This window comes from Spirosoma arcticum, assembly GCF_054779955.1.
The window spans coordinates 38,358-62,950 of the sequence record NZ_BAAGXG010000015.1 but is presented as its reverse complement, the minus strand read 5'-3'; the positions used below and the strand labels follow the sequence as shown (position 1 = coordinate 62,950).

Sequence of the window (24,593 nt, the reverse complement as noted above, 5' to 3'; positions counted from 1 at the left end):
GTATGCAACCCGCAACGACCAGCAGCACTAATTATGACCTAGTGGAGCAGTTTATGGCCTATCTGCTCACGCTTAGCTCAACCGAGTACACTCAGTTCTTCTGTGAAACCTGTTACGAGCGGCTCGACACGCCCCTGGAGTGTCGGCCCACCTCGCCCTTTCACGAGAACACCGGCACCTGTTCCCACTGCAAGCGTTGTGATGATGTCTCAAGCCCACACATGAATCGCTTTCTGGCAGAACGGGGTCTTTACCTGAAAGACAGTCCGTATTTAGTAGAGTTTGGCCAGTGTGAAGGAAACCAGACAGCCTCTTTAATTCTGAACTGGTTGATCCCAACCGGATATGCCCATGAGCGTTGGAAAGATAAACATCACAATGAAGAGGCTCAATTTAGCTGGGTTAAGTACGGCCGCAAACTGGAGAAAGAAGTCCATCGGAGTTCCTTTTTGAGCGAAACCAGTAAAGCGCTACTGATTGCCTTCTATACGCACCGTTACCGGGCGGATCGCTTCACTCCAGATCCAACCGAAGACAAGCCTACGCCCGTGCTGCTGACTCAGAGTGAGCCAGCGGTTAGTGAGTACCTTCCAATTTCAACCTTTGCCCGTTTCAAAGCGTTTGTTGCCAATACATTAAAAGGTTGGAAAGGGGAAGGGATATGAAGCGCTTCAGCATCAAACAAGCATGGGTGTTAATCGGGCTGGTGGCCGTCTGGTCGTGCGGCCCAAAGGAAGAACCACAACCGGCACTACCGGGCTACCTGCGCGTACCGGCTTCGCTGGAAGGATACACCGGATCGGGACGAATAGAGATCAACGGGCCGGGTTTGACGCTGCTGGCGGAAGGTCCGGAGGAGTTAAATGCCGGCACGAATACTTACTCGGGCGTACTGGGCAATATTAACCGGGAAGACGTGAGTACGTACTTCACCCTTGGCCAGCCCCGAAATTACAGGCAGCGGGATATTGTGCCCCAGGAGTACCGATCAAACGGCAGTTTGTTGATCATGAACACCAGAACCCCCGGAACGTATCAGATGGGAACACTGGCATCGCCCGGCCCTCGGGGAGAGTTAGCGGATCTTCTGCTCTACTTACCCGGTCCGCAACTGTATTACGCGGAGTCAGGTAGTCTAACAATTTCAGAAGCTACTTTGATCAAAACGGAAGGCTCAAGCGGGCTTTATCGTATCACCGGCACATTCCAGGCGACCATGTACGCCACAGGTGCCGGTATCACTCAGAGGAATCCGGTACTGACCGGCACATTTGATTTACTACTTACTTCCCTTTAACACAATGGAACCAACATTTCTTCAAAAGCGCCGGCCTGCTGGCCGCTTGCTACGCCTGAGCCTGGCGCTGATCGGGCTGGCTGCTATGTTTATTGGATGCATAATTGCTCTCTCGACGATTCTTGTCGACCGTGAACTGACTACGCTGCACAAAGGGGTATTTATTACAGGGATGCTGCTGGGTGTGCTCCTAAGCATAGGATTAGTGGAAAGGCTCAAACGGTAGTAAGCATTGATTTATTAAATTACTTATCAGCTCTATGACCAACGTAAGCGCTCAAACCGAGCCCCATCCGACCGCTCTGGCTCCATGTCCATACTTGTTGGCTATCGACCATCAGGATCGCAACGGCGCGTCCGAGGGCCAAGATTTTCTGTTATTCCCGGAGCTATCCGTTGCTGAGGTGTTTGCCCGTAAGCTGGCCACCGACTACTTTGACTGTGGACCACTGCCCGACGAGGGTGACTTTGAAACACCCCGACTCAAGGGTGATGTTTTGCGGTACGGCGACGAGTTAACAATAAGCTGGACATTACAGCCCCGAACAACAGGCGGTGAATTTGGCGATAGCTACTACCTGACTCTTCAACCCGTTCTTCTCCATACGGCTGACACTCGATTAGATTTTTGGAATCAAGTCAAGGGAATTGGTTCTACCTAAATGCCTCATCTGTTGATTGAGCCCTGGAATGCTGGTTCGGCTCAAACGGTGAAAACCCGTATCTTTGTTACGCTAATTAATTATTAATTACTGACTTCGATTATGAATGACATCGATAAACTACTGGCGTTTCTCTCGCCATTTAAGGTGGCAATTTTAGTGATCATAATCAATGTGGTAGGCCTCTACTTTGGTCAGGACGAATGGTCACCGTTCCGGCTAATCCCTAACTTACTCCTTGTTGCTCGTTGCATTTACGCAGTGAGTCTACCTCCGTCAAGGTCTTAGATTGAAATCAGGTGCAGCGGAAACATAATAGCAGGAAGCCTTGGTCAATCTGACCAAGGCTTTTTCGTTGCATGAGCATCCTGAGGCTTGATAGATCATAATAATATTACCAATATTTGTTTACCAAAATTTGGTAATATCAGTTTAGCCTATTACTTTTGATCAACAATTAAGGCGGGGAGTGCTGCCCTTAATCAATCATCTTAATCTGCCATGAATACCAAATCAACCGAACTCGATCAGATCTTCGTACAGATTAAGGAGCAACACGTCAATGTGTTTGAATATCACAAATTTATGGCTCAAGCTTACTGGTTGCTGGCGGCTTCTGTCATTACAGGCGGTGTTGTGCTATCGCTAAGCTATTCGATAACTTCTACCGGATGGGGCTGGTTGATTGGGTTAATCGTACTGGCGTGGTCAGTACAGACCCAATTTAAAGCAAAGGGTTTCCTTCGTTTAGCTCAGCAAGGCAGAAATAAGGCCTCCGATCAATTCCATGCAATTGAGCGCACGTTGTCGAATGAACAAAAATGGGAGTACCTGCAAAATATGCGACCACTGCGTACGACCTTAGAAAAGGTTGGAAGAAGTCTAATATAAATAGCCCATATCATTGTCACCAGACGAATCAACGGTACTTCCAAATGACGACCATCATCAGTTCTGACAAGGCTAAACACGCCCCTAATAACGCCCCTCATCCGGGCGTACTACTCCAGCAACACCTTGATGAGCGAGACATGAAGCCGTCAGTCTTTGCGCTGACAATTGGAGCTTACCCCAGCGCAATCGTTGAGCTAATAAAAGGCAAGCGGAATATATCTGCGGCTATGGCCTTGAAGCTGGAACAAGCCTTAGGCAAGCCGGCCGAATATTGGATGAGGGCGCAGGCAGATTACGAAGTGTACGTTGAACGCCAAAAAAAGTGAAAAGCCGTATCTTTCATTGGTCATGACGCTCTACGAATTCAATGCCTTATCCGATCAGGATCAACAGACTGCCGTTTGGGAGCAAAGTAACTTCGTGGTCAGTTGCCGGGATGGACGGGACTATCTGAATCTATACGCCATTGATCGATTCTTTGTCGAGATGCGCTACAATCCCGATCTCAATGAGATTACTCAGTGTAGGGCTTTCAGCAGTGTCGGTGCCCTGGAACCGTACCTATTTTTGATCACGCTGCCCGATTTCTCAAGCTGTGGTCCTGATCGAGCCTCGTAGGTCAGCAGCACCGGAGCCTACCCCTTGTAAAAATAGAGGTAACGAGGCGAAAGAGGCGCTGGGGTAAGAATAAAACAGGGCTGCACCCGCTACCGGGTGTCGGTCCATTGGCGGAAAAGTACAACCCATTGACGCATGCAAAGAATTCACCTGTATCGGCTCTGTTTGCTGCTGGCCCTTGAGCATACCCAGTTAATGAGCGGACTACTTGAGAGCAATTATTCGGATGATTTATTGAACGATTTCCAGGGGTAGGTGCTATCAACACAATCCACTCATTGATAGCAAAATAACAAGTTCATTAAATCGCATTTTCTACCCATTTATTGACCGAAAATGGCCAGTAGAGTAGGGGGGAGCCTGTACGGATATAAACAGATAAATTGCGCAAAGAAAACGCGACGCAAGCACACCATAAGCTTATAGACTCGTGAATAAGTCTGTAAAGTGGTAAAGACGCTTTTCAGACCGTACATCACTCACATGGCCTGTACCATGTAAAAGACTTTACAAACTTATTCACGGGTCAATAATGATAGGTTTTCGAGCTACTCACTGTTTGGATGAGGCTGGCCAATACTGTACTCAAATAAACACTTGTTTACTAATTCAGGTGACCTTGACTCCACCCACCGTCGGCCGCTTCGAGATTCGACAGGTAAACTAAGCCTTTAATTTAGTAGCGTGTAAATCCACACGTTTGGATACTGTTGGCGAATTCATCCCAAGGCCATCGACTGAGGTATTAAGCGTACAAAAGCTGCTTGACGAGTTTTAGCCAAAGGTACTTTTGTGCGGTTAATCCAACAAAAATTTGCCACCGCTTGAATTCGCCAACAGTATCCGTTTGGAAGAAGAACCCCGTTTAGCGGGCGCATCCGTCAGCCGGGTCGTCAACACCTTCACGCGCTGCCTGTCGGCGGTGGTGGTCAGCGAAATAGACCCTCTAAGCGGATAAAATCTGCCTTGTAAAAATTATAGATTTTATAAAATAGGTCTACAATTGATGATAAATTCCGCGTTTTACGTAGAAACCTCCATAAATACCTTTAAAAACACACTATTTTAGTGATTAATTTTGAGAAATCTAAAAAAACAGTATTAAACACAATCTAATCGTTTTTGCTATGCCTAAGGTAGAAGTTGCCCCACATAAGACTGGAGATTTCTTTGTTGATTATGAAGAAAAGGTATTTGAAGATGTGAAGGCCGAGGCCGGCCAGAAGGCGCTGGTAACGTTTCACACCGTTGCGTTTGAAGGGTCTATTGGCTTGGTCAACATGCTCACCGCCACCCGTTTGCTGCGAAAAGGCTTCGAGACCTCGATCCTCTTGTATGGCCCGGGCGTTCTACTGGGCGTACAACGGGGGTTCCCTAAAATTGGCGATGAAGCTTTCCCTGGTCACATGGCCTATACCGATCGGCTGCTAAAATTTATTGCTGAGGGCGGTAAGGTGTACGCCTGTCGCTTTGCGCTGCAAGCCCTGTACGGCATGGGCGAGCCTAACCTGGTGCCCGGCGTGATACCCATCAGCCCGCTTGACGTGCTTGATGTTCAGCTCCTGCACCGGAAAGAAGGCGCCTTCATTTTCGACACCTGGACGTTGTAAATCAAGTTGATCAGCTCTCTTATGGCCACTAAATCTGTTATCAAAGCTGCGGCTGCGCAATTGAAACCAGTATTGAATGATAGCCTTGCCACGACTGAAAAGATTTGTGACATGATTCGCGCAAGCGCATCGCAGGGAGCTGACATCATTGTATTTCCCGAAACATGCGTGCCGAATTACCCATACTTCTCCTTCGTTCTTCCTCCGGTTTCACAAGGCCCTGACCACCTCAGGCTGTACGACGAAGCGGTGGTTGTACCCGGGCCCATCACTGCATTGGTTGCGGCAACGGCCAGGGAATGCGGAATGGTGGTGGTACTAGGCGTTAATGAACGGGACTACGGTACGTTATACAATACCCAGCTTGTTTTCGATACGGATGGCCAGATCGTGCTGAAACGACGGAAGATCACGCCCACCTATCATGAACGCATGATCTGGGGACAGGGGGATGGCAGTGGCCTGAAAGCCGTCGATACGACAATTGCCCGGATCGGCGTGCTGGCCTGCTGGGAACACTACAATCCGCTGGCCCGGTATGCCCTGATGGCCGACCATGAGGAAATCCACTGTAGCCAGTTTCCAGGGTCGCTGGTGGGGCCAGTTTTCGCCGATCAGATGGAAGTCACTATGCGGCATCATGCCCTGGAAAGCGGTTGTTTCGTGATTAACGCGACGGGCTGGCTGGACGACGAGCAGATCAAGTCGATCACGTCGGACGATAAACTGCAAAAGGCGCTGCGTGGAGGCTGCAATACGATGATCATTTCCCCGGATGGAAAACACCTGGCAACGCCACTAACCGAAGGGGAAGGGATCCTGTATGCCGATCTCGATATGAAACTAATTGATAAACGAAAGCGGATGATGGACTCGGTTGGCCATTATTCCCGGCCTGAGTTACTATCGGTGGTGATCGATAAAACGGCTTACAGGCATGTCGACGTCAGTGACAAAAGCATAGTAATCAAGGAAGGCATCGATCAGCTATGAATACTGCCGAATTATTGACTGAACTACAGGCGTATGGCTTACGTCTGGACGGATTCGCTGACAAGGGGGGGCGAAAAGGAGGAGCGGGGCCAACGGATCATAAAGCGGTTCGGTTGGGAGACGCCACGATCATGATACCCGTCCATAATACAGCCTCGCTGCGGTCGCCCTATTCAGCCGAAGAGCCGAACCTGCTGGGCGTTTCGAAGCTATTCAAAAACGAAGCGTTTGTCGGGACGATCGTTTTCCCTAAACAGCCCAACTTCTACTCGTACACCACGTCTGATGGTGTTCCGTTTTGGAAAATAGCGCAGCTCCACAGTCATAATGTACTGGCAACTACGGTTCTGCAAAATTGCGTGCGCTACGGCGACAAAGAAACGTCCTGTCAGTTTTGCGCTATTGGTGAGTCGTTAAAGCAGAAAAGGACCATTTCGTATAAGCGCCCGTTTCAGCTGGCCGAAGTAGCCAAAGCGGCCGTCGAGTTCGATGGTATCGAGCAGTTTGTCCTGACGACCGGCACACCTTCGACGCCCGACCGCGGGGCGAAGGTGCTGTGCGAAAGCGTCAGAGCCATCAAGGCGGCCGTCGATATACCGATTCAGGTTCAATGCGAACCACCCGCCGATTTTAGCTGGTTTGACCGACTGAAAGAAGCCGGTGCCGATGCCCTGGGTATGCACCTGGAAGCGGTGGAGGATCACGTTCGCAAAAAGATTATGCCGGGCAAGGCCGAAATTTCGGTCAGTTACTACATGGAAGCCTTCAAAGCAGCGGTAGCCGTGTTCGGAAGGGGGCAGGTTTCGACGTACCTGCTGGCCGGGCTGGGCGATTCTGAAGAAGCGCTTATCGCTATCAGCCGTGAACTGGTGACTATCGGGGTGTATCCGTTTGTGGTGCCGTTTGTTCCGGTAGGGGGTACGCCGTTGGAAAACCACCCAACTCCAGATAAGGACTTTATGCAACGCGTCCTCTCCGAAGTGGGCAGCCTCATTGCCGAAGGGGGGATAACCTCGAACAAAATGAAAGCGGGTTGCGCGAAATGCGGTGCCTGTTCAACCCTGAAATCGTTTGAGAAAATGGCCAAAACGATGGCCCTGGCGTAAGCATAAACGCTCAACTTCAACCTTGCCTGTCCCATGATTATTGAAAAACCAACCGCGTATAGAGCAAGTCACCTTACGTTTGCTTTTGCGAAAGAGGCCTGGCAAATCAACCAATATTGGGACTTGCGCCGACAGATTTTTTGTGAGGAGCAGCAGATTTTTGATGAATCTGACCGTGATTTGATCGACGAGAAAGCCCTGCCCATCATCGCCGAAAGTAGTTACACCGGCCAGTTGGATCAGGTCGTTGGTATTGTCCGCATCGACGAACGAAGCCCGGGCGTATGGTGGGGAGGCCGCCTGGGGGTTGACCGAACGTATCGAAAGCTGGCCCACTTTCAGACCTCCGGTCTATTCAACGATCAGCATCCTATTGGCCCGTTTACCCAAACTATTGGCGGAGCGTTAATTTTCAAGGCAGTATCGACGGCCCTTGCGCTGGGCTGCCGGGAGTTTTATGCGTACGTGCAGGAGCAGAACGTCACCTTCTTTAACCGGATGCACTGGCAAACCGGTGAACCGCTACACCTTTTCGGGAAACGGCATTATCACATGAAATGCAATCTCGAGTGCTATTCCCCTTCGCAGAAGTCATTGTACCAGTTACAGTTGTCCTGAGATTCCTCACGCTTCGAATCACCTGAATTTTACCGAGTAGTATGAAAACCCAATATGAAGTAATCGTTATTGGCGCGGGACAGGCTGGCCTTTCCATGAGCTATCTGCTGAAACGGAAAGGGATTGACCATGTCGTGTTCGAGAAAAAACGAATCGCCGATTCCTGGAGCAGCTACCGCTGGGACACCTTCTGTCTGGTCACGCCCAACTGGCAGTGCAACCTGCCCGGTTACCCCTACCCCGGCAATAATCCCTACGGCTTTATGGTTAAGGATGACATTGTGGCGTATCTGGACGGCTATGCCGCCAGCTTTAATCCACCTTTAAAAGAAGGCGTTGAGGTATTGGCCGTCTCCAAAGAGCCCTTGTCGGAATCGTTTACGGTCCTGACCAATGAAGGCATGTACACCGCGAGTCAGGTCGTGGTCTGCATTGGTAATTTTCACTCGGCTCCCTTGCCAAAACTGGCCGAAAGATTTCCGTCGTCTATTACCCAGGTTCATTCAGCGCATTACAAAAATCCCGAAAGCTTGCCCGAAGGCGACGTGCTGGTGGTAGGCACCGGGCAGTCGGGCGCACAAATCGCTGAAGATCTTCATCTGGCGGGCCGAACCGTACACCTGTGCGTCGGCAAAGCACCGCGTTGTGCACGGCTCTATCGGGGAAAAGACGTCGTGGAATGGCTGGATAAGATGAAGTACTACGACATCCCGGTCGACAAACATCCGGAAGGCGAGAGCGTCCGCGAAAAAACGAATCACTACGTAACCGGTCGCGATGGAGGCCGTGAAATTGACCTGCGGAAGTTCGCCCTCGAAGGCATGAAACTGTATGGCGTGCTCAACGAGGTGGCCGGTTCGGAACTGGGTTTTGAATCCAATCTGAAAGAGCACCTGGACTACGCCGATAAGGTGTCGGAAAACATCAAAAAACGCATCGACCAGTACATTCTCGATAACCAGCTCGACGCTCCTGCCGAACCGACGTACCTACCGGTTTGGGAGCCTGCCAGCGAAGTGACCTCGCTCTCACTCCAGAATGCCAACATCACGTCTGTAGTCTGGTGCATCGGCTTTGGGATGGATTATTCGTGGCTTAAGCTACCTGTTCTGAACGAACGGGGATTGCCGGTTCACCAACGAGGAGTTACAGACGTAGACGGCCTCTATTTTTTGGGCCTTACCTGGCAAAATACCTGGGGCTCGGCGCGATTCTCGGGGGTAGGCAAAGACGCCGAACATTTACTGGAAACGATCGATAAAAGCCTGCTGTCTTCCGTCTCAGTACCAGCCTTAAAGGAAGCGTAATCTATGTTGCAAGGTATAGTAGATCAGGTACTTGCTAACCGTTCTGTAAGCGATAAACTTACGATTGCTCAGACCTATTCAGCCCTGGGTGATTACGTCAGTTACCAGGACCCGTTTAATCAGCAGTCACACCAAATTTTCCTTGGCGACGATTGTGCGGTGATTCCCGATGGGCACGGCGACCATCTGCTGTTTGCGTCCGAAGGCATCATTACGAGTTTTCTGGAGGCAGATCCCTGGTTCGCGGGATACTCGTCCATTATGGTCAATATCAGCGATATCTGCTCGATGGGTGGCCTACCTATGGCTGTAACGGATGTACTTTGGCTGAAAGATCAGGAGCAGGGCAGGCAAATCTGGGAAGGTATGATGGCCGCTTCGGAAGCGTATAACGTACCTATCGTGGGCGGTCATACGTGTTACCACACCGAAAGTCGGCACCTGGCGGTTTCCATACTGGGTAAGGCGAGGAAACTGTTGGAAAGCAAGGCGGCCCGACAATCCGAGACCCTGCTTATGGCCGTAGATATGAATGGGAGTTATTACCAGCATTACCCCTTCTGGAATGCGTCGACGACGGCTGATCCGGCGCACCTGCGGGCTAACTTATACCTCATGTACGAACTGGCTAACCGAGGCCTTTCGGCGGCAGCCAAAGATATCAGCATGGGTGGGATCATTGGCACCCTAGCCATGTTTGTGAAAGCGGCTGGGATTGGGGCAGAATTGACCCTGGATCAGATTCCCAGACCCGATGGTGTGGAGTGGGAAAAATGGCTGATTAGCTTTCCAAGCTTCGGCTATTTGTTCACCTGTCAGCCAGGAACTGAAGATGCTTGTATTGGGCTGTTTGCATCCCATGATATTCAATGCAATGCAATCGGTCATATCATTGATAATCAAGAGATTGTGGTCTGTATGGATGGGGAAAAATCAGTAATTAACATAAGCGAGCCAAACTATGCCTGAAGTTAACGTACCCATTGAATGGCCGGACAAACAGCGGGATAGCATTTATTCACCCTCCACGGTGCTGCTCCAGTATATAAAATCGGGAGATTCTTTGTCAGTTCAGGATTTTGACGAGCGGGTCTCGGAAGCCTTACAACTAGCCAGTCAGCGCGTTTACGAACGCTATGGCTTTGAGTGCACATCGGCGATGGGCGAGTTAGCCCGGTTAAAAGCGCGAATCGAGGCTATCAATGATAAAGATCAACGGATAAGCGTTCTGTAACTCCTGTCTAACAAGAAGCCATAGATGATAAAGAAGGATATACCTGTATACAGCATCGAAACGTTATCCCTTTTCAAACAAAAGGATATCCAGATCAGTCGATTTGCTCCGTATCTGGCTGTCCATAAAAACTTACATTTAGCCCATAAGCATGACTTTTACCATCTGATTCTGTTTCTGGAGGGTAGTGGTACACACGACATTGACTTTCACACGTTTCCGGTTCGCCCGTACCAGATTTACTTCATGATTCCAGGTCAAGTTCACAGCTGGAGTTTTGAAGGCCACGTCGATGGCTATGTTGTCAATTTCTCCCCTTCTTTCTTCCATTTGTTTATTGCCCGTGGCGATTTCCTGCCTCAGTTCCCGTTTTTTAATGGTATTGTCGACGAATCGGTTGTCGACATCCCTGAGAACGTCCAACCAAACGTAAGGCACTATTTCGAAGCGCTTTTACAGGAATGCGAGACGGATGCGACGTTCGGACTGGACATGGTTCGGGCCTTATTGATCCAATTATTCATCACGATAAGTCGGCTTAGTGATGGCGAAAAAAGTGAAAAAACGTCCCTTCATAATTATACCATTCTCAAGAATTTTCAGAGGCTCATTGAGATCAATTATAACACGTTGCGACTGCCGAAAGAGTATGCAGAAAAGCTTTTCTTAACGCCTAATTACCTTAATACGATCTGCCGTCAACTCATAGGTATTTCATCCGGCGAAGTCATTCGAAACCGGATCGTCATGGAAGCCAAACGGCAATTGGTAAATCTGGACTTAACCGTTGCCGAAATCGCCTACAACCTCAATTTTGAAGACACATCCTACTTCACCAAATTCTTCAAAAAGCAGGCTGGCGTGACGCCGAGAGAATTTCGTGGAGCAGAAATCAGACGGGTAAAACGAGCCAGTAGTAGGCTTGGGTCGATCAGCTGACGGGGTAATTCGTCCAACGGGGAGGATGTCAAACGGTAAGAAACGGATTGGCCAGGATCGACCACTTGTTATCAACCCGGGTCAATCCGTTTCGGATCGGGCAGTCGGCCATAACAGCCGGTTTTTTTGATTTTTCCATAAACGAATTGTGACGCTTTCCTTTGCCGGCGCGGGCGATTCGCGGCCCCTCACACCCTGGTTCATGCGCCTGATGATCAAGCTGACCAACTTTAAAATTACCTTCGCCGACCACGACGCGCAAGAGTCCCTGTCGATGGAGTCCGGTCTGGACTGGGTCATTGCCAGACCGGTGGCGCTCAACAACAAGGAAGAGACAAAAGAACTACAGATTTCCTACGGCAAGACCCCATCTCCGTTCAGCATTAGCCGCAAGCGACTGGCGATGTTTATGGTCGATTGCTTATCGACGAACGATTTTGTCCACAAAGCACCCCTATTGTCAAAGAAGGCCAGGTAAACTGCTCAAAATCAATGGCATATTGGACTCTGTTGAAGGTCGAGTCTACTGTGCCGATGACTGTTGCTCAAGCTGCTTGACGGCTCCGTGTGTGCTGCTTTGAGTTGGTTCGGTTGTTTGGGAACCGGCCCGAAGCAGCACGCATCAAGCCCCATCGCTCCGATTAGCCCCGCTGACACAGTTCGGTAAGCACTTCTTTTGACGCTGTTTCAGGTACTTTCGTCGGCACACTAAACTGAATCAAAAAGCCGAGTCCAGCTTCTGCTGGCGCGGCTTTTCAGCGGGATGATTCTTTCGGTACAGTTAGTTGGAAAGGGAATAAAAAATCCGCTTAATCCCCCTTTCACATCCTGGCCAGTCCCGGCCGGAATCGGAGGGTCTCCTGAACGATTTTTAACAGTAGCTGATCGTAACACAACCCATTCATTGATAGCAAAATAACGAGTTCATTAAATGGCGCCAGCTACCCATCTATTGACCGAAAACGACCGGTAGAGTAGGAGGGGAGCCTGTACGGATATAAACAGGTAAGTGGCGTAAAGAAAACGCGACATAACTTTTACCAGAAGGCTTATGAGAGGTTATCGAGCTATTTTTACTTGGGGGAAACGGAGCGGTACTGTACGCCAATAATCACTACTTTATCTAAATACGTGTTACTACTGAAGTATTTAATCGTAGCCCAATCCGGAGTACTTACAGTAACCGGTGGGGTGATTGCTGTGGTCAGGGCGGGCGTAAGCGCCACGAAGGACCAACCAAAGGGGCTTGCAAACAGACTATTTCCACGCGTTATAGTGGTGAGTTGATACGATAACCGATGCAAACCTACGGGCTGATTCTGACGCTATTCTGAAGAACCAAATACAGTAAACCATCAGTGGAACGCCATACCGGCCCAACTTCAGGAATGCTTCAGATTCTTGTCCTTGTTTTGCCCGAATCAACGGGTGCAGCTGCCCTTAAACAACGGTATGAAAAATTATCCCCTACGTATTTTATTGTTAAACACGGCCTGGTTGGAGTGGGGTGGTACCACCCTTATTGCCGCTCTGGTGTTTATCGAGACGGGCTTCTGCTCGGCCTGATTGTCCCCGGTGGAGAAACGCTGCTGTTCACGGCGGGACTGTTGACGGGTGTACCTTTGCGAAGGGATTCATTAAACCCACCTGACGAATGCAGTGGATCACGCGCGAACGACCTAAGATTGACCGACTGGCATGCCCCTGGCTCATTCTCCGCTTTATTGACCCATCGGCAACGATTCACTTCGTTGAAGAAGCCGACGTTTTAAGGCGAGCCGAAGTTTTGGGAGCTATCCCGTTTGACGTGCCGGGCATCGAATACACCCATTACGCAGACCGTTGCACGTTCGATTATTTTCTGCAAAAACACGCCCTGACCGACCCCGCCCTGCACTTAATTGCGCCCATCGTGCGGGGAGCCGACACCGACGAGCATAGCCTGGCGGCCCAGTCGGCGGGGTTATGGGCAATCTCGGCGGGGCTGGCCTTCAACATCGGGGATGATCACCAGCTACTGGCGCAGGGGCTGGTGATCTACGATGCACTCTACAGTTGGGCCAAACACCTGCAGTCGGTCCGGCACACGCAAAGCCCCACCGAACAACTGTTGCTGGCCGTGTTGCACCGCCACTTAGCGCCATCGGATAAACGAAAGATCCCGGCTTGGGTGGGCGAACTAAAAGAAGCCATTCAGGACCAGATTGATACCAACTTAACCCTGAGCCTGACTGAACTATCCGAAAGTCTGACCGTCAACCCCGCCTATGTTTCCCGTGCTTTCGCCCGCTATTTTGATGACCTCTCGTTCGGCGAATACATCCGCAAGCTACGCATCGAAAAAGCCCTGCACCTGCTGGATACAACGACCTACACACTCACCCAAATCGCCTACCTGACGGGCTTTTCTGATCAGAGCCATTTCACCCGGATCTTCAAAAAGCAGACCGGCCAGAACCCTTCTGAATACCGGAAAAGTAAACGAAAAGGTAAAGCCCATACAAAAGGTTAAATCGGTTCTATTTTAGGGTTGATAACGGGCGTATCCTTGCCGCAAAAAACTGGGCAGTATCTTCTGCCAGATTAACTTAACGTCAGACTGACCTTAACAAGTTTTCATGAAACGACGTCATTTTCTACAAACCGCAGCCGTAGCCAGCACCCTTCCAATCTGCGGTGCGCCGGTAAACCCATCAGGGATCGCCCTTAAAACGCCCGACCTAACGCCACCGGAGCAGGAAGCCATTGCCGCTACGCTCGGCAAAAAAGGCACTTACAATCAAGCGCAGGCCACCTATTCCGTACCATTACCCCGCAACGACCTGAAGGTAACCGTAAAGGGCGAAGCAGTCCCGATTTCGTTTGGCTTCGGGGGCTGGGTGGCCTTCAAGAAAACGCTCGACGGCAAACAGACGGTCATGATGAGCGATACAGTCCTGCTGGAAGCTGAGGTCAATCCGCTGATTGATACCACGCACGCGGCCGGGCTGGAAGTGGGAGCCATTCACAATCACTTTTTTTACGAGCAGCCGCGCATCTTTTATATGCACCTGCACGGCATGGGCGACACGGGCGAATTAGCCGGAAAGTACGCGCAGGCCATTCGGAACACGAAGTTATTCCCAGCCAACCAGCCGGGTACGGCGCCAACAGGCGCTCCTGCCGCAGGAAACAATGCCACCCCGACCAACGCGGCCCCGACGGGCCAGGAACTCTTTAACCTGCCCGCTCTGGACGAACTGGTTAAGTACAAAGGCGTAGTCAACGGACCCACCTACAAATATACCGTTGGGCGCGTCGACGTATCGATTGTGGCGATGGGGGCCGCGATGACGGCCGCTATCGGGATGAACTCGTGGGCCTCATTCGCTGGCAAACAGGCCGACGCCCACGTAGCGGGCGACATCGCCATGCTCGAACACGAAGTCAACGACGTGGTGAAGGTGTTGCGGCAAAACAAACTCGAAGTCGTGGCCCTGCATCACCACATGCTGGGCGAACAGCCGCGCACGGTCTTTCTCCACTATTACGGACGCGGCCCGGCCACGGACTTAGCCAAAGGTTTTCGGGCCGCCCTCGATCAGTTGGGGCGGGGGGCGAAGGGGATCAGTAGCGATGGCATGAAACATTAAGCGGTTACCCACGCAACCAAATTTAACGGAATCCAATCCATTCTACTCGCTATGCTTTTTTCGCCAAACTGTTCTGCCGCTTACGCCTTCCTTATTCTGCTGTTTGTTTCGACCGGGTTCTCCACCGCCACGGCTTTTACCTGGTCCAATTTATTACCAGAAACCCCACCCCACGTGGCGGCTACTCCGACACGGCCAATGGCAATGGCTCCGCAGCGCCCCAAAAAACCTCAGTTCTGGGTTGTTAATTTTGGTACGGCCCGGACGCTACCGCCTAAAAAGATTGGCTTTGCGGCCGGTATGGGTGGGCAGGTTGTATTCTTGGGCGATCCACAAAAAACCAGTGCGTTTTTCACCATTCCGCACGCGGGTTTTCGGCTGGGGTTGGCGAAGGGATTAGATGCGGGCCTTCGGCTGGCTCCCATTCCGTTGCCTTTCGCCACGGTTGGACCAGGTTTCGGCGTCAATTTAGACGCCAAATTCTGCTTTACCCAACCCACCAGCAAGGTCGATTGGGGGTTGGTGCTGGGATTAGGCGGAGCGCACGTGCTGATCGAAGACCGCAATCGACTGGCTTACAGCCCAAACGTAGCCCTGCTGAACTCGTACCATCTGGGCGGCTCGACGGTGCTGACGATCATGGGCCGCTACGTTCACCTCGGCATCCCGACCGCTACCGAGGGGGCAAAAGCTAATTTTGTCAATATTGGAGGAATATCGCTTGGGTTCAAAAAAGATATCCGACCCACTGTTGCCCTGCTACCCGAAGTGGGGGCCTACTGGTACGACGGAAAAATCCTGGGCGTAGCTAAACGGGGACCGGGCTTCCAGTACGGCCTGATGCTGGCTACCAGTTTTTAGGCTCCTGTCGGCCTGGCAACTCAAAAACCGGGCGTTGGTCATCAAGCTGATATAGTGGCTGAATCTCTGAGCTAATTCATTATTCCCATGAATTCCGACTTGATCACTCCCGCTTATTCGCTCCGGCAACTGACAGGCTATTTCCTCGGGCTGGGTACAACCGGCTTTGGTGGCCCGCCCGCGCTGGTGAGTGCCATGCACCGCGACCTGGTGGCTAACCGGGGCTGGATCGCGGAGGCCGACTACCGCGAAGGGCTGGCGCTGGCGCAACTCGCTCCCGGTCCGCTGGCGGCTCAATTAGCCATTTACCTCGGCTACGTGCATTACGGCATTTGGGGAGCAACGGTAACGGGCGTGTCGTTCGTGCTGCCTTCGTTCGTAATGGTACTGGCGATCGGTTGGGCCTACGTAGAGTTTGGCGGACTGCCTTGGATGCAGGCGATTTTCTACGGCATTGGAGCGGCCGTGATCGGTATCATTGCCGTTGGTACGTATAAGTTAACCACTAAGACGGTCGGGAACGATTCGCTGGCGTGGGTGCTGTTCGGTGCTTCGGCCTTAGCCACAGCCATCACCGAATCAGAACTTTTATGGTTGGTTTTGCTCTCCGGTGTTGTCTATTGGCTGGTAAAAGCCCCTCCTTCGTTTATTCGGCCCAGTGTGGGTAGTAGTCTGGCCCCGCTGCTACCTCAAGTACTGGCTTTACCGTCCGACTCGCTACTGTGGAAAATAGCCATTTTCTTCGCTAAAGCAGGAGCGTTCGTGTTCGGCAGTGGGTTGGCCATCGTGCCGTTTCTCTACGGCGGGGTAGTGAAGGAATACGGCTGGCTCACCGAGCAGCAGTTTTTGGATGCGGTGGCGGTGGCTATGATTACCCCTGGTCCGGTTGTAATCACCGTGGCGTTTATTGGCTACCTTGTCGCCGGACTCCCCGGTGCCTGCGTAGCGGCATTAGCCACGTTCCTGCCTTGCTACGTACTGACGGTTTTGCCCGCGCCTTACTTCAAGCGGTGGGGTAAGCATCCGGGCGTTAAGGCGTTCGTGGACGGCGTAACCGCAGCCGCTATAGGGGCCATTGCCGGTGCGGTGGTCGTACTGGCCCGTCGGCAACTGACCGATCTACCAGCCATTACACTGGCTCTGCTGACGGTTGGGTTGCTGTACCGCTTCAAAAAATTACCGGAACTGGCCGTCATTGGCGGGGCAGCGTTGATTGGGTTGGTATTGCGGCGGTTTTTATGAGTTCAAAGCGGTGATTTTAGCCCAATAGTAGTTGACCCTAAAAAGCCGCGCTTAGGTTCGACTGGCAGCGCTTTTTGACAAATTGTTTCTTTCGGTATAGTCGATTGGAAAGGGAATAAAAATCTATTTCATTCCCCTCTCTTGTACTGAAATTTTTCGGAGGGTTTCCTGAACGATTTTATTGACGGTTTATTTTGAGACAAATCAGTAGCCGACAGTTGTTTACATAGTCCGATAAATAGCATTAGTTACCCTTTTATTGGCCGAAATCAGCCGGTTGGAGTAGAAGGGAAGCGTGTACGGAATAACCATTGGTGTCACATAAGGAAGGTGGTACGCAACATCCACCAGAAGCTTTATGAGGGTGTTTTGAGCTACTTCTTACCTTTATGAAGCTGACCAGTACTGTCCGTCGAAAATTACTCCATTTTTGCTTATGACCGGTGAGTCTTGTCAAAAGCGGATTTGCTGAGTCAGGTACGTTGACTGATCGTCACCGTTAATCCGAATGGTAGCGGTTAGTGGCTTGCTGTTCCAGTTGATGGTGACTAAACCATAATTCAATTTGGCTACCATCTCGCCAACGCGGTGGCGATTTGGTTCTTCGTGGGGTTTGGAAACGTGTGTTAACCCGCTGCTGGTAATATCATAAAGGTCATAATCCAATCCTGGAACACTTATTCTGGAGATTTCGGCAATGTGCCGGTCACCACTCATCAGTACCACCCCTTTAGGCTTCGTTTTGCTCAGTAAATCCAACAACCGCTGGCGCGACGCGGGAAAATTAGCCCATTTCTCGTAAGGATGCTCTTCGGGCAGAAACTGAATGCCGCAGCCAACCAGGTGAACCTCAGCATCGGAGTCCGTCAGTTGCTGCGTTAACCATTGCCACTGCGCTTCGCCCAGCATATCGCCCGACGCATCGGGAACATTATCCCGGCCATTCTTCTTTAGTGAATCCCGAAAATAACGACCATCCAGTAGAATGACTTTTACCCGTTGCCCTTTGGGGCCATACGTGTGGGCTGAATACGCACCCTCTTGTTTACGAAGCGGACTGTCAGTGGGTACATCCAGGAAGTTCAGCATCAACTGCTGGCTTTCGGCTCGACGTGGATACTCCTTGCCCCCGTCATTTACGCCGTAGTCATGGTCATCCCACACCCCAATCACCGATGCCGACTGCCGTAACTGCTGGTAGACGGGATTTGCTTTTTGCCGGTCGTACTTGGCTCTTAATGTATCCATGCTTTCAGTGTCCCCGTAGACGTTATCCCCAAGCCAAATCCATACGTCAGGTTTTTGGGCCAAAATATCGTCCCATAAGGGTTGGGGTCGTTTCTGATCGCTGCACGAGCCGAAGGCAATGGTGGTAATGGGCTGATGACGTTGGGCCGTTGCCCCTTTGGGACTGGTTGTCTGGCATCTAGCCAGCATGACAAAGCCTAACATACTAAGGGCAACAAAAATTTTCATGTATACAAGACAGAATCGATGATGGGGCAAAAGTAGAGCAGAGAGTCCTAAACAAATCAAACATCAAGATTTGTTAACAAAGCCTTTACCGTTGGCCAAATGGATTTACTGGGAGTCTTTACCGAAGGAAAAAAAGAATCCAGAGACGATGCCTGGCTATTTTTGGCCGGGAGTTCGATCTCCGACGAATTATCCGGCCAGCTACTGTTGTTCCGTACATTTCCCCCTAGCTACCTCAAGTGGTGCTGTTGGCTCCTAACGGGTATCGCGGACGACAATAAGCATAAAAATTAACAGCTAGCCAGGATAGGAAAGGGTAATCAGGTTAAACGCACTTAACTTAGTTGACGATGAGCCTAAGATAGTTATCATCCCATCCGGCTCGCTTGCGTCGATTTTTGATACTTTCTTTGTCGTCCACTCGATTCTTTAGCTGCAAAGCTAACTTGCGGGTGGTAGCCATGTTGTCAGCCGCCTGCCCTAGGCGTACCCGCTGCTGGTCTTCGCCAAACACTACATTCAACCATTAATGTAGCCCATTCTCAATGCTCCAGTACGGGCGAACATGGGCGTTGAAGGCTTTAAGCTTATACCCTTTCTGTGCTCATCGAAACGGCCAGGCGCTTTAAAAAGTGAAATCACCAAAAATCCGCGTCGTGAAAACTGTGCGCTTTAAGCAAAGCGCAAAAGTGGCTTATTCAGAAAGATTCCAAATAATTGCCCCGTTTATTTTGAATCTTTCTGAATAAGCTTCAAATTTGCTCTGCAATCGGAGGAAACCACCTGTGCGATTAGTGGCATCTATCGCTGTAAGCCGCTAGCCCGTTCGCTATAAACAAACCAGCTCATTACACAACGAGTATGAAACGAGTCTTGTACCTGCTCATTCTTCTACTGATGTCGGGTGTCAGTCATGCCCAAATCGACTCGTCAGCCCGTACCAATATTCAAGGGAATATTCTAACCACCGACGGCCAACCAGCCCCTTTTGTATCGATTACGCTGAAAGGGAGTCGTATCGGAACTACCACTGACGGGGAAGGCAAATTTTTCCTTAAAGACATAAAGCCCGGTTCGTACACGCTCCAGGCATCAGGCGTTGGGTTTGAAACCCTGCGCGAGAATATCACTGTGGTGGGTGAGCAGGTCACCCAGGTTAGTTACCGCATCGCTACGGCGGTGAAGCAGTTACAGACTGTGGAAGTAACGGGCCGTAAGGAAACGACGTATAAAAACGATTATTCGTTTGCCCTAAAAACGCAGGTGCCGGTTAAAGACATTCCGCAGGCGATTTCGACTGTGACAAAGGAACTGATTCTTGACCAGCAGTCGTACCGGTTGCAGGACGTAACCAAGAGCGTAGCGGGCGTGAATCAGTTTTCGGTTTATGACGACATCACGATTCGGGGGTTTCGGTCGTCGGACAACCGGCTGCTCAACGGTCTGCGCTGGGCGGGTAATTTCTGGACCAGCCCGCTGCTGGTCAACATCGAGCGCGTTGAGTTTATTAAAGGTCCGGCTTCGGCCATGTTCGGCAACGCCAATCCCGGCGGCACCATCAACATGGTCACCAAAAAACCCCTCGACGAAACGCGGGCGAATGTGCAGTTGAGTCTGGGCAGCTTCAAGACCACCCGCGCTACGGCCGACTTCACCGGTCCGCTCAACGAGCAGAAGACGCTGCTTTACCGGCTGAACCTGGGCTACGAAAACTCCGGCTCGTTTCGCGACTATGTGGATTTTAAAACGCTGGTCGTAGCCCCGTCCATCTCGTTCGTGCCCAACGCTAAAACCCGCATCAACTTCGATCTGACCGTACAGGACATCAACACCGTGCTCGACCGGGGCCGGACCGTCTTCCGGGGCGAACAGAACCTGCTGGCCACACCCATCAATTTCAATCTCACCCAACCCGGCGACCGGCTGAACCCGAAGATATTTTCGGCGGCTCTATCGTGGAGCCAGAACCTGTCGCGGGGCCTGAACCTGAACGTAGCGTACATGCGCTTCCGCGAAGACCAGACCCTGACCGAACACCGCTTCCAGCGCTACATCACCCGCGACTCGATTCAGCTCAGTTACACCGACCGCATCGTCAACTACGTCAACGACAATGCCAATATTTACCTGACCTGGCAAACGCGCACCAGCGGGGTAGAACACCTGCTGCTGGGTGGCTACGACTATGCGGGCTACGACTACAACTTCAGCGAAAAGTTTGCCAACTCGGCCTTCAACATAAACCTGAATCAGCCTACCTTTCAGCCCCGCGACGTGGCTAAGTACGTCTATTCGTTCCGCTCACTGGCCGACAACCGGCAGGCCTATAGTTCGCACGGCGTGTACGTGCAGGACCAAATAAAGTGGAACCGCTGGCAGTTGCTGCTGAGCCTGCGCCGGGAGCAGTTTACCGTGCCGACTACGGCGGCCGTGGCCCGCAGTTTTGGCCGCGACATTCAGACCACAGCGCTGCTGCCGCGCTTTGGGCTGGTGTATGCTCTTACCCCCAGCACTAACTTCTACGCCACGTACAATCAGGGCTTTCAGGTCATTGCACCAGGCAGCGCGGCCTTCCTGGATGCGAACCCGCCCAAACCCATCACCAGCCGCCTGCTGGAGGTGGGCGCTAAATCGGAGTGGTTCGACAAGCGGCTGCTGACCACCCTGTCGCTCTACAACCTGGAGCAGGACAACGTGGTGGTCAACGCCAACAACCCCGCCCGCCCCGACCAGGTCACGCAGCGCGGACAGGAACGCGCCCGTGGTGCCGAATTTGAGGTCGTGGGTAACCTCCTGCCCAACTTGAGTGTCCTGCTCGGCTACGCCTACAACGAGGCCATCATCAGCCGCGACAACAACGAGCGGCTGGTAGGCCTGACCAAAGAAAACGCCCCTCGCCACGCCAGCACGTCGTGGATTAAGTACACGCTGACGGGCAAGCTCAACGGACTGGGTTTCGCCCTCGGCCACAGCCACAACTCGGTGCGCAATGGCTTTCGCGACGCACAACTGGTATCGGTCATCCTGCCGGGTTACGTAGTGTTCAACGCCATGGCCTACTACCAGATTCAGCAGGTGCGGCTATCGGTCAATGCCAACAACCTAACCAACAAAGCGCACTTTACGGGTGGCTACAACTTCGAACGCAACTTCCCTGGCGCACCGCGTAATTATCTGACGAGCATCGCCTATACGTTCTGATTCACGCTTAACTGCCAGTAGCCATGACGTTTAAGAAACTTACGGCAAACCGAATCGTCGGAAAACTCCACCTCTGGCTGGGACTGGCCTGTGGCCTGGTGGTACTGGTGAGTATGACGGCTGCGGCCGTGTTTGCCTGGGACCACGAACTGACTGAGGGGTACTACGGTGACTATGTGTTTGTAACGCCACAAACTACGGCCCCCCTGCCCCTCGATCGGCTCTGGCAGAACGCCCAGCGGGCCGTGCCAGGTCACCCCATCGAGGGCGTACAGGTCTGGGCCGACCCGCGCCGGGCTTACGTCTTCGGCACCTACCAGAACCGGCCCGACACCGCGCCGGGCTGGACCCACTGGGACGATTACGAGTACTGGGAGTGCGTTTACGTGGACCCCTACACGGGCCGGGTGCTGGGCGTGGTGGACATGCTCCTCAACCCAATCGACCTGACGCGCCGTCTGCACCAGAACCTGCTGCTGCGCCACGACATCGGGCATTACATTGTGGGCTTCGCCACGTTGTTCGTCATCATACTGTCCCTGACGGGGCTGGTACTGTGGTGGCCGAAGAACAAGGCCGCGCTGAAACAGCGGTTTTCGGTAAAATGGAACGCCAAATGGCGCAGAGTGAACTACGACGTGCATAACATAGGCGGCTTCTACACCCACCTGTTCATTCTGCTCTTTGCTGCAACAGGGCTGGTCTGGACGTTCAAATGGTGGACCAACAGCATTTACCGGCTGCTGGGCAACGACCCAAAAACCGTGTTTGCCGCCAACCAACACCCCGAACCCGACCGACTCGCCGGGGCCGGTCAGTGGCCAAAAGAAACTGCCCTGCGGCATATGAAAGGCCAGCGACCGACCTGGACGGAAGCCAATCTGGGCGCAGTGAAACCTAAAAAGGGGGGCGGTGGTGAAGAGTTATCGGCGTTTCTGCGGTTCAGCGCACCAGGCTGGGACAACAGTGACCAGCTTTTTTACCACGCCCAGACGGGCGCCTTGCTACACCGCGTTCGGCAGGAAGATAAGTCCACAGGGGCAGCCTGGCGCAACTCCAATTACGCCATTCATGTCGGCAGCATCTACGGCTGGCCGACGAAGGTGCTGTCCTCAGGGGCAGCCTTATTTTTGGCTAGCCTGCCCGTCACGGGTTTTCTGATCTGGTGGGGTAGACGAAAAAAAGCGAAGAAAGCCAGGCCTGCTATCCGTGAACAGCCCTTTCCTACTCCCCGGTCTTTACCCGCTCACTCAACTCATTCCTGACCATGCGTAACTGTTGTTACTGTCAAATCCTTTCCCACTCAGCCAGTTGGCGGTTGTGCTGTAAGAGCGATCGGGGCATAAAACCTGCCACAATATTGTGTTGCAGCTTAACGTCTGTTACCGATTGGGTTGGAAAGGTGATTACACCGGTACACTAAATGCCACCAAAAAGCGGCGCTCAGATTCTGCTGACGCGGCTTTTTGGTAGCATGGTTATTTCGGTACAGTCGGTTGGAATCGGAGTGGGGCCGCACTGGCGGACCGGCCACTGCTAGGCCGAAGCGAGGGAACAAAAAATCGGCTTCACTCACATGTAATCCTGGCCAACCCCAGCCGGAATCAGTGGAATTTTTTGAGGGCACCGGAGCCGTTAAGATTTGGCATTAATACTACTGCGCCTTTGCGCTGCCATTCCTTCTCTTGTTTATTTTACAGCCGTCGCTTCCAATTCAAATTTCAAGGTTTCAGTAAGGCCCTTTACTTCGAAAAGAGAGGTGGCCTGCCTGATGCCATGCTGGGCAATCCACTCCTGAAAAATCGGAAAGTGCGGCCAGAATTCGGCGGTCGAAGTTGTATAAATATTCAACCGCACAATGTTGTGGGGTTCGTACCCCGCCTGGCCGAGCACGCTTTCCAGGTTTTGGATGGCCAGTAGCACCTGCGTTTTCATGTCCGCATCGCTTGATTGTCCGTCCGCGAGCACTGCCGCTTGTCCTGAAACATAGAGCGTGCTTGATACTCCTTTTACCTCAACGGCCTGTACATAACTTTTCTCATCCTGCCACTGCCAGGGATTAATGATTCTTTTTTCCATGCTTTTGTTTTTTGTTTGTGGACGGCAAAGCTGAGAACTGTACATGATTATGTTGCGTGACAAAAGTCACAACTCGGGTAAGTGCGGATGAGTCTGTGACAAAAGCCGACTGAGAGTTTCGCGCGAAACTCCTAAATAAGAGGCTATGAGGGATTTGGGCACTCTTTGGAATAGGGCGGGATACCGTTTCAGGAGCTGTTCGTAACGCTCCTTGGCATTGGACGTAAGGAAAGACAGGATGCGGCTTTGTAATCCAATGAGACCGCCATTCGCTTTGACCAGAAAGAAACGTTCCATCTTCTGGAGGCCGGAACACAACTTGTGATAGTCTTCCAGCGACAGGCACAACACCTCAGTGTCTTCCAGGCATTGCAACGACATGGTCGCTTTGGTGCGGGTGTAATAAGCCAAGAAATCACTTTCCCACCAGTCTTCCATCGCAAAGGCAACAATGTGTTCCTTTGCCGATTCATCATTGTAAGCTAACTTCAAAAGCCCCGATACTACGAAATAACAATGCGGTACGCTTTTGCCTTTTTCAATCAGAAGCTCACGTTTTTTATGACGCTTAAAAGTAAGATGAGCGCACACAAAGGCAAATTCATCATCCGTAAGCGGTACTATTACTTCGATGTGTTCCCTTATTTTTTCCTGCATGGGGTTAGATGGCTATGGAACCCTTGCTTTCTCCAGACTAATTTTTTTGGAGGGTTTCTTGAACGATTTTAGCGGTAAGTGATATTAACGCAACTCATTCATTAATAGCAAATTAACAAGTTCATTAAATGACATTCGTTACCCATTTATTGGCCGAAACGGCCGGT

At 51.6% G+C, this 24,593-nt stretch carries 26 protein-coding genes; 23 read left to right on the top strand and 3 right to left on the bottom strand.

All coding sequences use genetic code 11. The annotated features are described in order from the left end of the window. Nucleotides 1-2: 2 nt before the first annotated feature. The 21 genes from ACYVHB_RS25890 to ACYVHB_RS25790 all read left to right on the top strand — a co-directional run bounded on the left by ACYVHB_RS25890 (nt 3) and on the right by ACYVHB_RS25790 (nt 17,013). Nucleotides 3-665 (top strand): hypothetical protein, encoded by a 663-nt coding sequence (locus tag ACYVHB_RS25890; RefSeq protein WP_461054726.1) that lies wholly within the window; start codon nt 3-5, stop codon nt 663-665. Further along, nucleotides 662-1,297, top strand: a complete 636-nt coding sequence (locus ACYVHB_RS25885; RefSeq protein ID WP_461054725.1) for a hypothetical protein — start codon at nt 662-664, stop codon at nt 1,295-1,297. Before ACYVHB_RS25890 ends, ACYVHB_RS25885 begins: the two co-directional genes overlap by 4 nt. A gap of 4 nt (nt 1,298-1,301) precedes the next feature. Then, complete coding sequence (locus tag ACYVHB_RS25880) at nt 1,302-1,523, top strand: hypothetical protein (protein ID WP_461054724.1); 222 nt, start codon at nt 1,302-1,304, stop codon at nt 1,521-1,523. Nucleotides 1,524-1,557: 34 nt separating this feature from the next. Continuing rightward, nucleotides 1,558-1,959, top strand: a complete 402-nt coding sequence (locus ACYVHB_RS25875) for a hypothetical protein (protein WP_461054723.1) — start codon at nt 1,558-1,560, stop codon at nt 1,957-1,959. Nucleotides 1,960-2,460: 501 nt separating this feature from the next. Further along, complete coding sequence (locus ACYVHB_RS25870) at nt 2,461-2,850, top strand: hypothetical protein (protein ID WP_461054722.1); 390 nt, start codon at nt 2,461-2,463, stop codon at nt 2,848-2,850. 44 nt (nt 2,851-2,894) lie between these two features. After that, a complete protein-coding gene (locus tag ACYVHB_RS25865; protein ID WP_461054721.1) occupies nt 2,895-3,179 on the top strand; it encodes a HigA family addiction module antitoxin in 285 nt (94 codons plus the stop codon). A gap of 22 nt (nt 3,180-3,201) precedes the next feature. Beyond that, nucleotides 3,202-3,471, top strand: coding sequence for a hypothetical protein (locus tag ACYVHB_RS25860; protein ID WP_461054720.1), 270 nt, complete (start codon nt 3,202-3,204; stop codon nt 3,469-3,471). Between the two features lie 814 nt (nt 3,472-4,285). Beyond that, nucleotides 4,286-4,429, top strand: coding sequence for a hypothetical protein (locus tag ACYVHB_RS25855; protein WP_461054719.1), 144 nt, complete (start codon nt 4,286-4,288; stop codon nt 4,427-4,429). Nucleotides 4,430-4,598: 169 nt separating this feature from the next. Beyond that, the gene (locus ACYVHB_RS25850; RefSeq protein WP_461054718.1) at nt 4,599-5,081 is read left to right on the top strand and encodes an MSMEG_0572/Sll0783 family nitrogen starvation response protein; all 483 of its coding nucleotides are present in this window, start codon (nt 4,599-4,601) and stop codon (nt 5,079-5,081) included. A gap of 21 nt (nt 5,082-5,102) precedes the next feature. Next, nucleotides 5,103-6,074 carry a Nit6803 family nitrilase gene (locus ACYVHB_RS25845; RefSeq protein ID WP_461054717.1) on the top strand — a complete coding sequence of 324 codons (972 nt, stop codon included), beginning with the start codon at nt 5,103-5,105 and terminating at the stop codon, nt 6,072-6,074. After that, complete coding sequence (locus tag ACYVHB_RS25840) at nt 6,071-7,180, top strand: MSMEG_0568 family radical SAM protein (protein ID WP_461054716.1); 1,110 nt, start codon at nt 6,071-6,073, stop codon at nt 7,178-7,180. Before ACYVHB_RS25845 ends, ACYVHB_RS25840 begins: the two co-directional genes overlap by 4 nt. Before the next feature lie 33 nt (nt 7,181-7,213). After that, the gene (locus ACYVHB_RS25835) at nt 7,214-7,798 is read left to right on the top strand and encodes an MSMEG_0567/Sll0786 family nitrogen starvation N-acetyltransferase (protein ID WP_461054715.1); all 585 of its coding nucleotides are present in this window, start codon (nt 7,214-7,216) and stop codon (nt 7,796-7,798) included. A gap of 41 nt (nt 7,799-7,839) precedes the next feature. Continuing rightward, on the top strand, nt 7,840-9,105 hold the full coding sequence (locus tag ACYVHB_RS25830) for an MSMEG_0569 family flavin-dependent oxidoreductase (protein WP_461054714.1): 1,266 nt from the start codon (nt 7,840-7,842) through the stop codon (nt 9,103-9,105). Nucleotides 9,106-9,108: 3 nt separating this feature from the next. Then, entirely contained in the window at nt 9,109-10,074 is a 966-nt protein-coding gene (locus ACYVHB_RS25825; protein WP_461054713.1) for a sll0787 family AIR synthase-like protein, read from the top strand. After that, nucleotides 10,067-10,339, top strand: a complete 273-nt coding sequence (locus tag ACYVHB_RS25820) for an MSMEG_0570 family nitrogen starvation response protein (protein ID WP_461054712.1) — start codon at nt 10,067-10,069, stop codon at nt 10,337-10,339. The genes ACYVHB_RS25825 and ACYVHB_RS25820 overlap by 8 nt, the downstream gene beginning before the upstream one ends. Nucleotides 10,340-10,363: 24 nt before the next feature. Next, the gene (locus ACYVHB_RS25815; protein WP_461054711.1) at nt 10,364-11,278 is read left to right on the top strand and encodes a helix-turn-helix domain-containing protein; all 915 of its coding nucleotides are present in this window, start codon (nt 10,364-10,366) and stop codon (nt 11,276-11,278) included. A 148-nt stretch (nt 11,279-11,426) separates the two neighbouring features. Continuing rightward, nucleotides 11,427-11,756: an NAD(P)H-binding protein gene (locus tag ACYVHB_RS25810; protein ID WP_461054710.1), complete on the top strand. Its 330-nt coding sequence runs from the start codon at nt 11,427-11,429 to the stop codon at nt 11,754-11,756. Between the two features lie 1,176 nt (nt 11,757-12,932). Beyond that, nucleotides 12,933-13,790: a chromate resistance protein ChrB domain-containing protein gene (locus tag ACYVHB_RS25805; RefSeq protein ID WP_461054709.1), complete on the top strand. Its 858-nt coding sequence runs from the start codon at nt 12,933-12,935 to the stop codon at nt 13,788-13,790. Nucleotides 13,791-13,896: 106 nt separating this feature from the next. Then, nucleotides 13,897-14,910, top strand: a complete 1,014-nt coding sequence (locus tag ACYVHB_RS25800) for a DUF1259 domain-containing protein (RefSeq protein WP_461054708.1) — start codon at nt 13,897-13,899, stop codon at nt 14,908-14,910. Between the two features lie 51 nt (nt 14,911-14,961). Further along, nucleotides 14,962-15,771, top strand: coding sequence for a hypothetical protein (locus tag ACYVHB_RS25795; RefSeq protein WP_461054707.1), 810 nt, complete (start codon nt 14,962-14,964; stop codon nt 15,769-15,771). An 87-nt stretch (nt 15,772-15,858) separates the two neighbouring features. Continuing rightward, nucleotides 15,859-17,013 (top strand): chromate transporter, encoded by a 1,155-nt coding sequence (locus ACYVHB_RS25790; RefSeq protein ID WP_461054706.1) that lies wholly within the window; start codon nt 15,859-15,861, stop codon nt 17,011-17,013. 453 nt (nt 17,014-17,466) lie between these two features. Here ACYVHB_RS25790 and ACYVHB_RS25785 read toward each other — a convergent pair whose 3' ends face one another. Continuing rightward, complete coding sequence (locus tag ACYVHB_RS25785) at nt 17,467-18,489, bottom strand: alkaline phosphatase D family protein (RefSeq protein ID WP_461054705.1); 1,023 nt, start codon at nt 18,487-18,489, stop codon at nt 17,467-17,469. Nucleotides 18,490-19,350: 861 nt separating this feature from the next. On the opposite strand from ACYVHB_RS25785, the gene ACYVHB_RS25780 reads away from it, so the two are divergent. Together ACYVHB_RS25780 and ACYVHB_RS25775 are read left to right on the top strand one after the other, a co-directional pair. Continuing rightward, nucleotides 19,351-21,690 carry a TonB-dependent siderophore receptor gene (locus tag ACYVHB_RS25780; RefSeq protein ID WP_461054704.1) on the top strand — a complete coding sequence of 780 codons (2,340 nt, stop codon included), beginning with the start codon at nt 19,351-19,353 and terminating at the stop codon, nt 21,688-21,690. A 23-nt stretch (nt 21,691-21,713) separates the two neighbouring features. Continuing rightward, on the top strand, nt 21,714-22,955 hold the full coding sequence (locus ACYVHB_RS25775) for a PepSY-associated TM helix domain-containing protein (RefSeq protein WP_461054703.1): 1,242 nt from the start codon (nt 21,714-21,716) through the stop codon (nt 22,953-22,955). Between the two features lie 424 nt (nt 22,956-23,379). Here the strand turns inward: ACYVHB_RS25775 and ACYVHB_RS25770 are convergent, their stop codons facing one another. Together ACYVHB_RS25770 and ACYVHB_RS25765 are read right to left on the bottom strand one after the other, a co-directional pair. Further along, nucleotides 23,380-23,769 (bottom strand): RidA family protein, encoded by a 390-nt coding sequence (locus tag ACYVHB_RS25770; protein ID WP_461054702.1) that lies wholly within the window; start codon nt 23,767-23,769, stop codon nt 23,380-23,382. Between the two features lie 66 nt (nt 23,770-23,835). Beyond that, nucleotides 23,836-24,426 (bottom strand): Crp/Fnr family transcriptional regulator, encoded by a 591-nt coding sequence (locus ACYVHB_RS25765; protein ID WP_461054701.1) that lies wholly within the window; start codon nt 24,424-24,426, stop codon nt 23,836-23,838. Between the last annotated feature and the right edge of the window lie 167 nt (nt 24,427-24,593).

Excerpts from the sequence above, each read along its gene's own strand:
- ACYVHB_RS25860 (WP_461054720.1), top strand. The coding sequence starts at position 3,202 with ATGACGCTCTACGAATTCAATGCCTTATCCGATCAGGATCAACAGACT.
- ACYVHB_RS25825 (WP_461054713.1), top strand. The coding sequence starts at position 9,109 with ATGTTGCAAGGTATAGTAGATCAGGTACTTGCTAACCGTTCTGTAAGC.
- ACYVHB_RS25885 (WP_461054725.1), top strand. The coding sequence starts at position 662 with ATGAAGCGCTTCAGCATCAAACAAGCATGGGTGTTAATCGGGCTGGTG.
- ACYVHB_RS25875 (WP_461054723.1), top strand. The coding sequence starts at position 1,558 with ATGACCAACGTAAGCGCTCAAACCGAGCCCCATCCGACCGCTCTGGCT.
- ACYVHB_RS25845 (WP_461054717.1), top strand. The coding sequence starts at position 5,103 with ATGGCCACTAAATCTGTTATCAAAGCTGCGGCTGCGCAATTGAAACCA.
- ACYVHB_RS25800 (WP_461054708.1), top strand. The coding sequence starts at position 13,897 with ATGAAACGACGTCATTTTCTACAAACCGCAGCCGTAGCCAGCACCCTT.
- ACYVHB_RS25880 (WP_461054724.1), top strand. The coding sequence starts at position 1,302 with ATGGAACCAACATTTCTTCAAAAGCGCCGGCCTGCTGGCCGCTTGCTA.
- ACYVHB_RS25805 (WP_461054709.1), top strand. The coding sequence starts at position 12,933 with ATGCAGTGGATCACGCGCGAACGACCTAAGATTGACCGACTGGCATGC.
- ACYVHB_RS25820 (WP_461054712.1), top strand. The coding sequence starts at position 10,067 with ATGCCTGAAGTTAACGTACCCATTGAATGGCCGGACAAACAGCGGGAT.
- ACYVHB_RS25785 (WP_461054705.1), bottom strand. The coding sequence starts at position 18,489 with ATGAAAATTTTTGTTGCCCTTAGTATGTTAGGCTTTGTCATGCTGGCT.
- ACYVHB_RS25780 (WP_461054704.1), top strand. The coding sequence starts at position 19,351 with ATGAAACGAGTCTTGTACCTGCTCATTCTTCTACTGATGTCGGGTGTC.
- ACYVHB_RS25890 (WP_461054726.1), top strand. The coding sequence starts at position 3 with ATGCAACCCGCAACGACCAGCAGCACTAATTATGACCTAGTGGAGCAG.
- ACYVHB_RS25870 (WP_461054722.1), top strand. The coding sequence starts at position 2,461 with ATGAATACCAAATCAACCGAACTCGATCAGATCTTCGTACAGATTAAG.
- ACYVHB_RS25790 (WP_461054706.1), top strand. The coding sequence starts at position 15,859 with ATGAATTCCGACTTGATCACTCCCGCTTATTCGCTCCGGCAACTGACA.
- ACYVHB_RS25770 (WP_461054702.1), bottom strand. The coding sequence starts at position 23,769 with ATGGAAAAAAGAATCATTAATCCCTGGCAGTGGCAGGATGAGAAAAGT.
- ACYVHB_RS25830 (WP_461054714.1), top strand. The coding sequence starts at position 7,840 with ATGAAAACCCAATATGAAGTAATCGTTATTGGCGCGGGACAGGCTGGC.
- ACYVHB_RS25850 (WP_461054718.1), top strand. The coding sequence starts at position 4,599 with ATGCCTAAGGTAGAAGTTGCCCCACATAAGACTGGAGATTTCTTTGTT.
- ACYVHB_RS25775 (WP_461054703.1), top strand. The coding sequence starts at position 21,714 with ATGACGTTTAAGAAACTTACGGCAAACCGAATCGTCGGAAAACTCCAC.
- ACYVHB_RS25865 (WP_461054721.1), top strand. The coding sequence starts at position 2,895 with ATGACGACCATCATCAGTTCTGACAAGGCTAAACACGCCCCTAATAAC.
- ACYVHB_RS25835 (WP_461054715.1), top strand. The coding sequence starts at position 7,214 with ATGATTATTGAAAAACCAACCGCGTATAGAGCAAGTCACCTTACGTTT.
- ACYVHB_RS25795 (WP_461054707.1), top strand. The coding sequence starts at position 14,962 with ATGCTTTTTTCGCCAAACTGTTCTGCCGCTTACGCCTTCCTTATTCTG.
- ACYVHB_RS25840 (WP_461054716.1), top strand. The coding sequence starts at position 6,071 with ATGAATACTGCCGAATTATTGACTGAACTACAGGCGTATGGCTTACGT.
- ACYVHB_RS25765 (WP_461054701.1), bottom strand. The coding sequence starts at position 24,426 with ATGCAGGAAAAAATAAGGGAACACATCGAAGTAATAGTACCGCTTACG.
- ACYVHB_RS25815 (WP_461054711.1), top strand. The coding sequence starts at position 10,364 with ATGATAAAGAAGGATATACCTGTATACAGCATCGAAACGTTATCCCTT.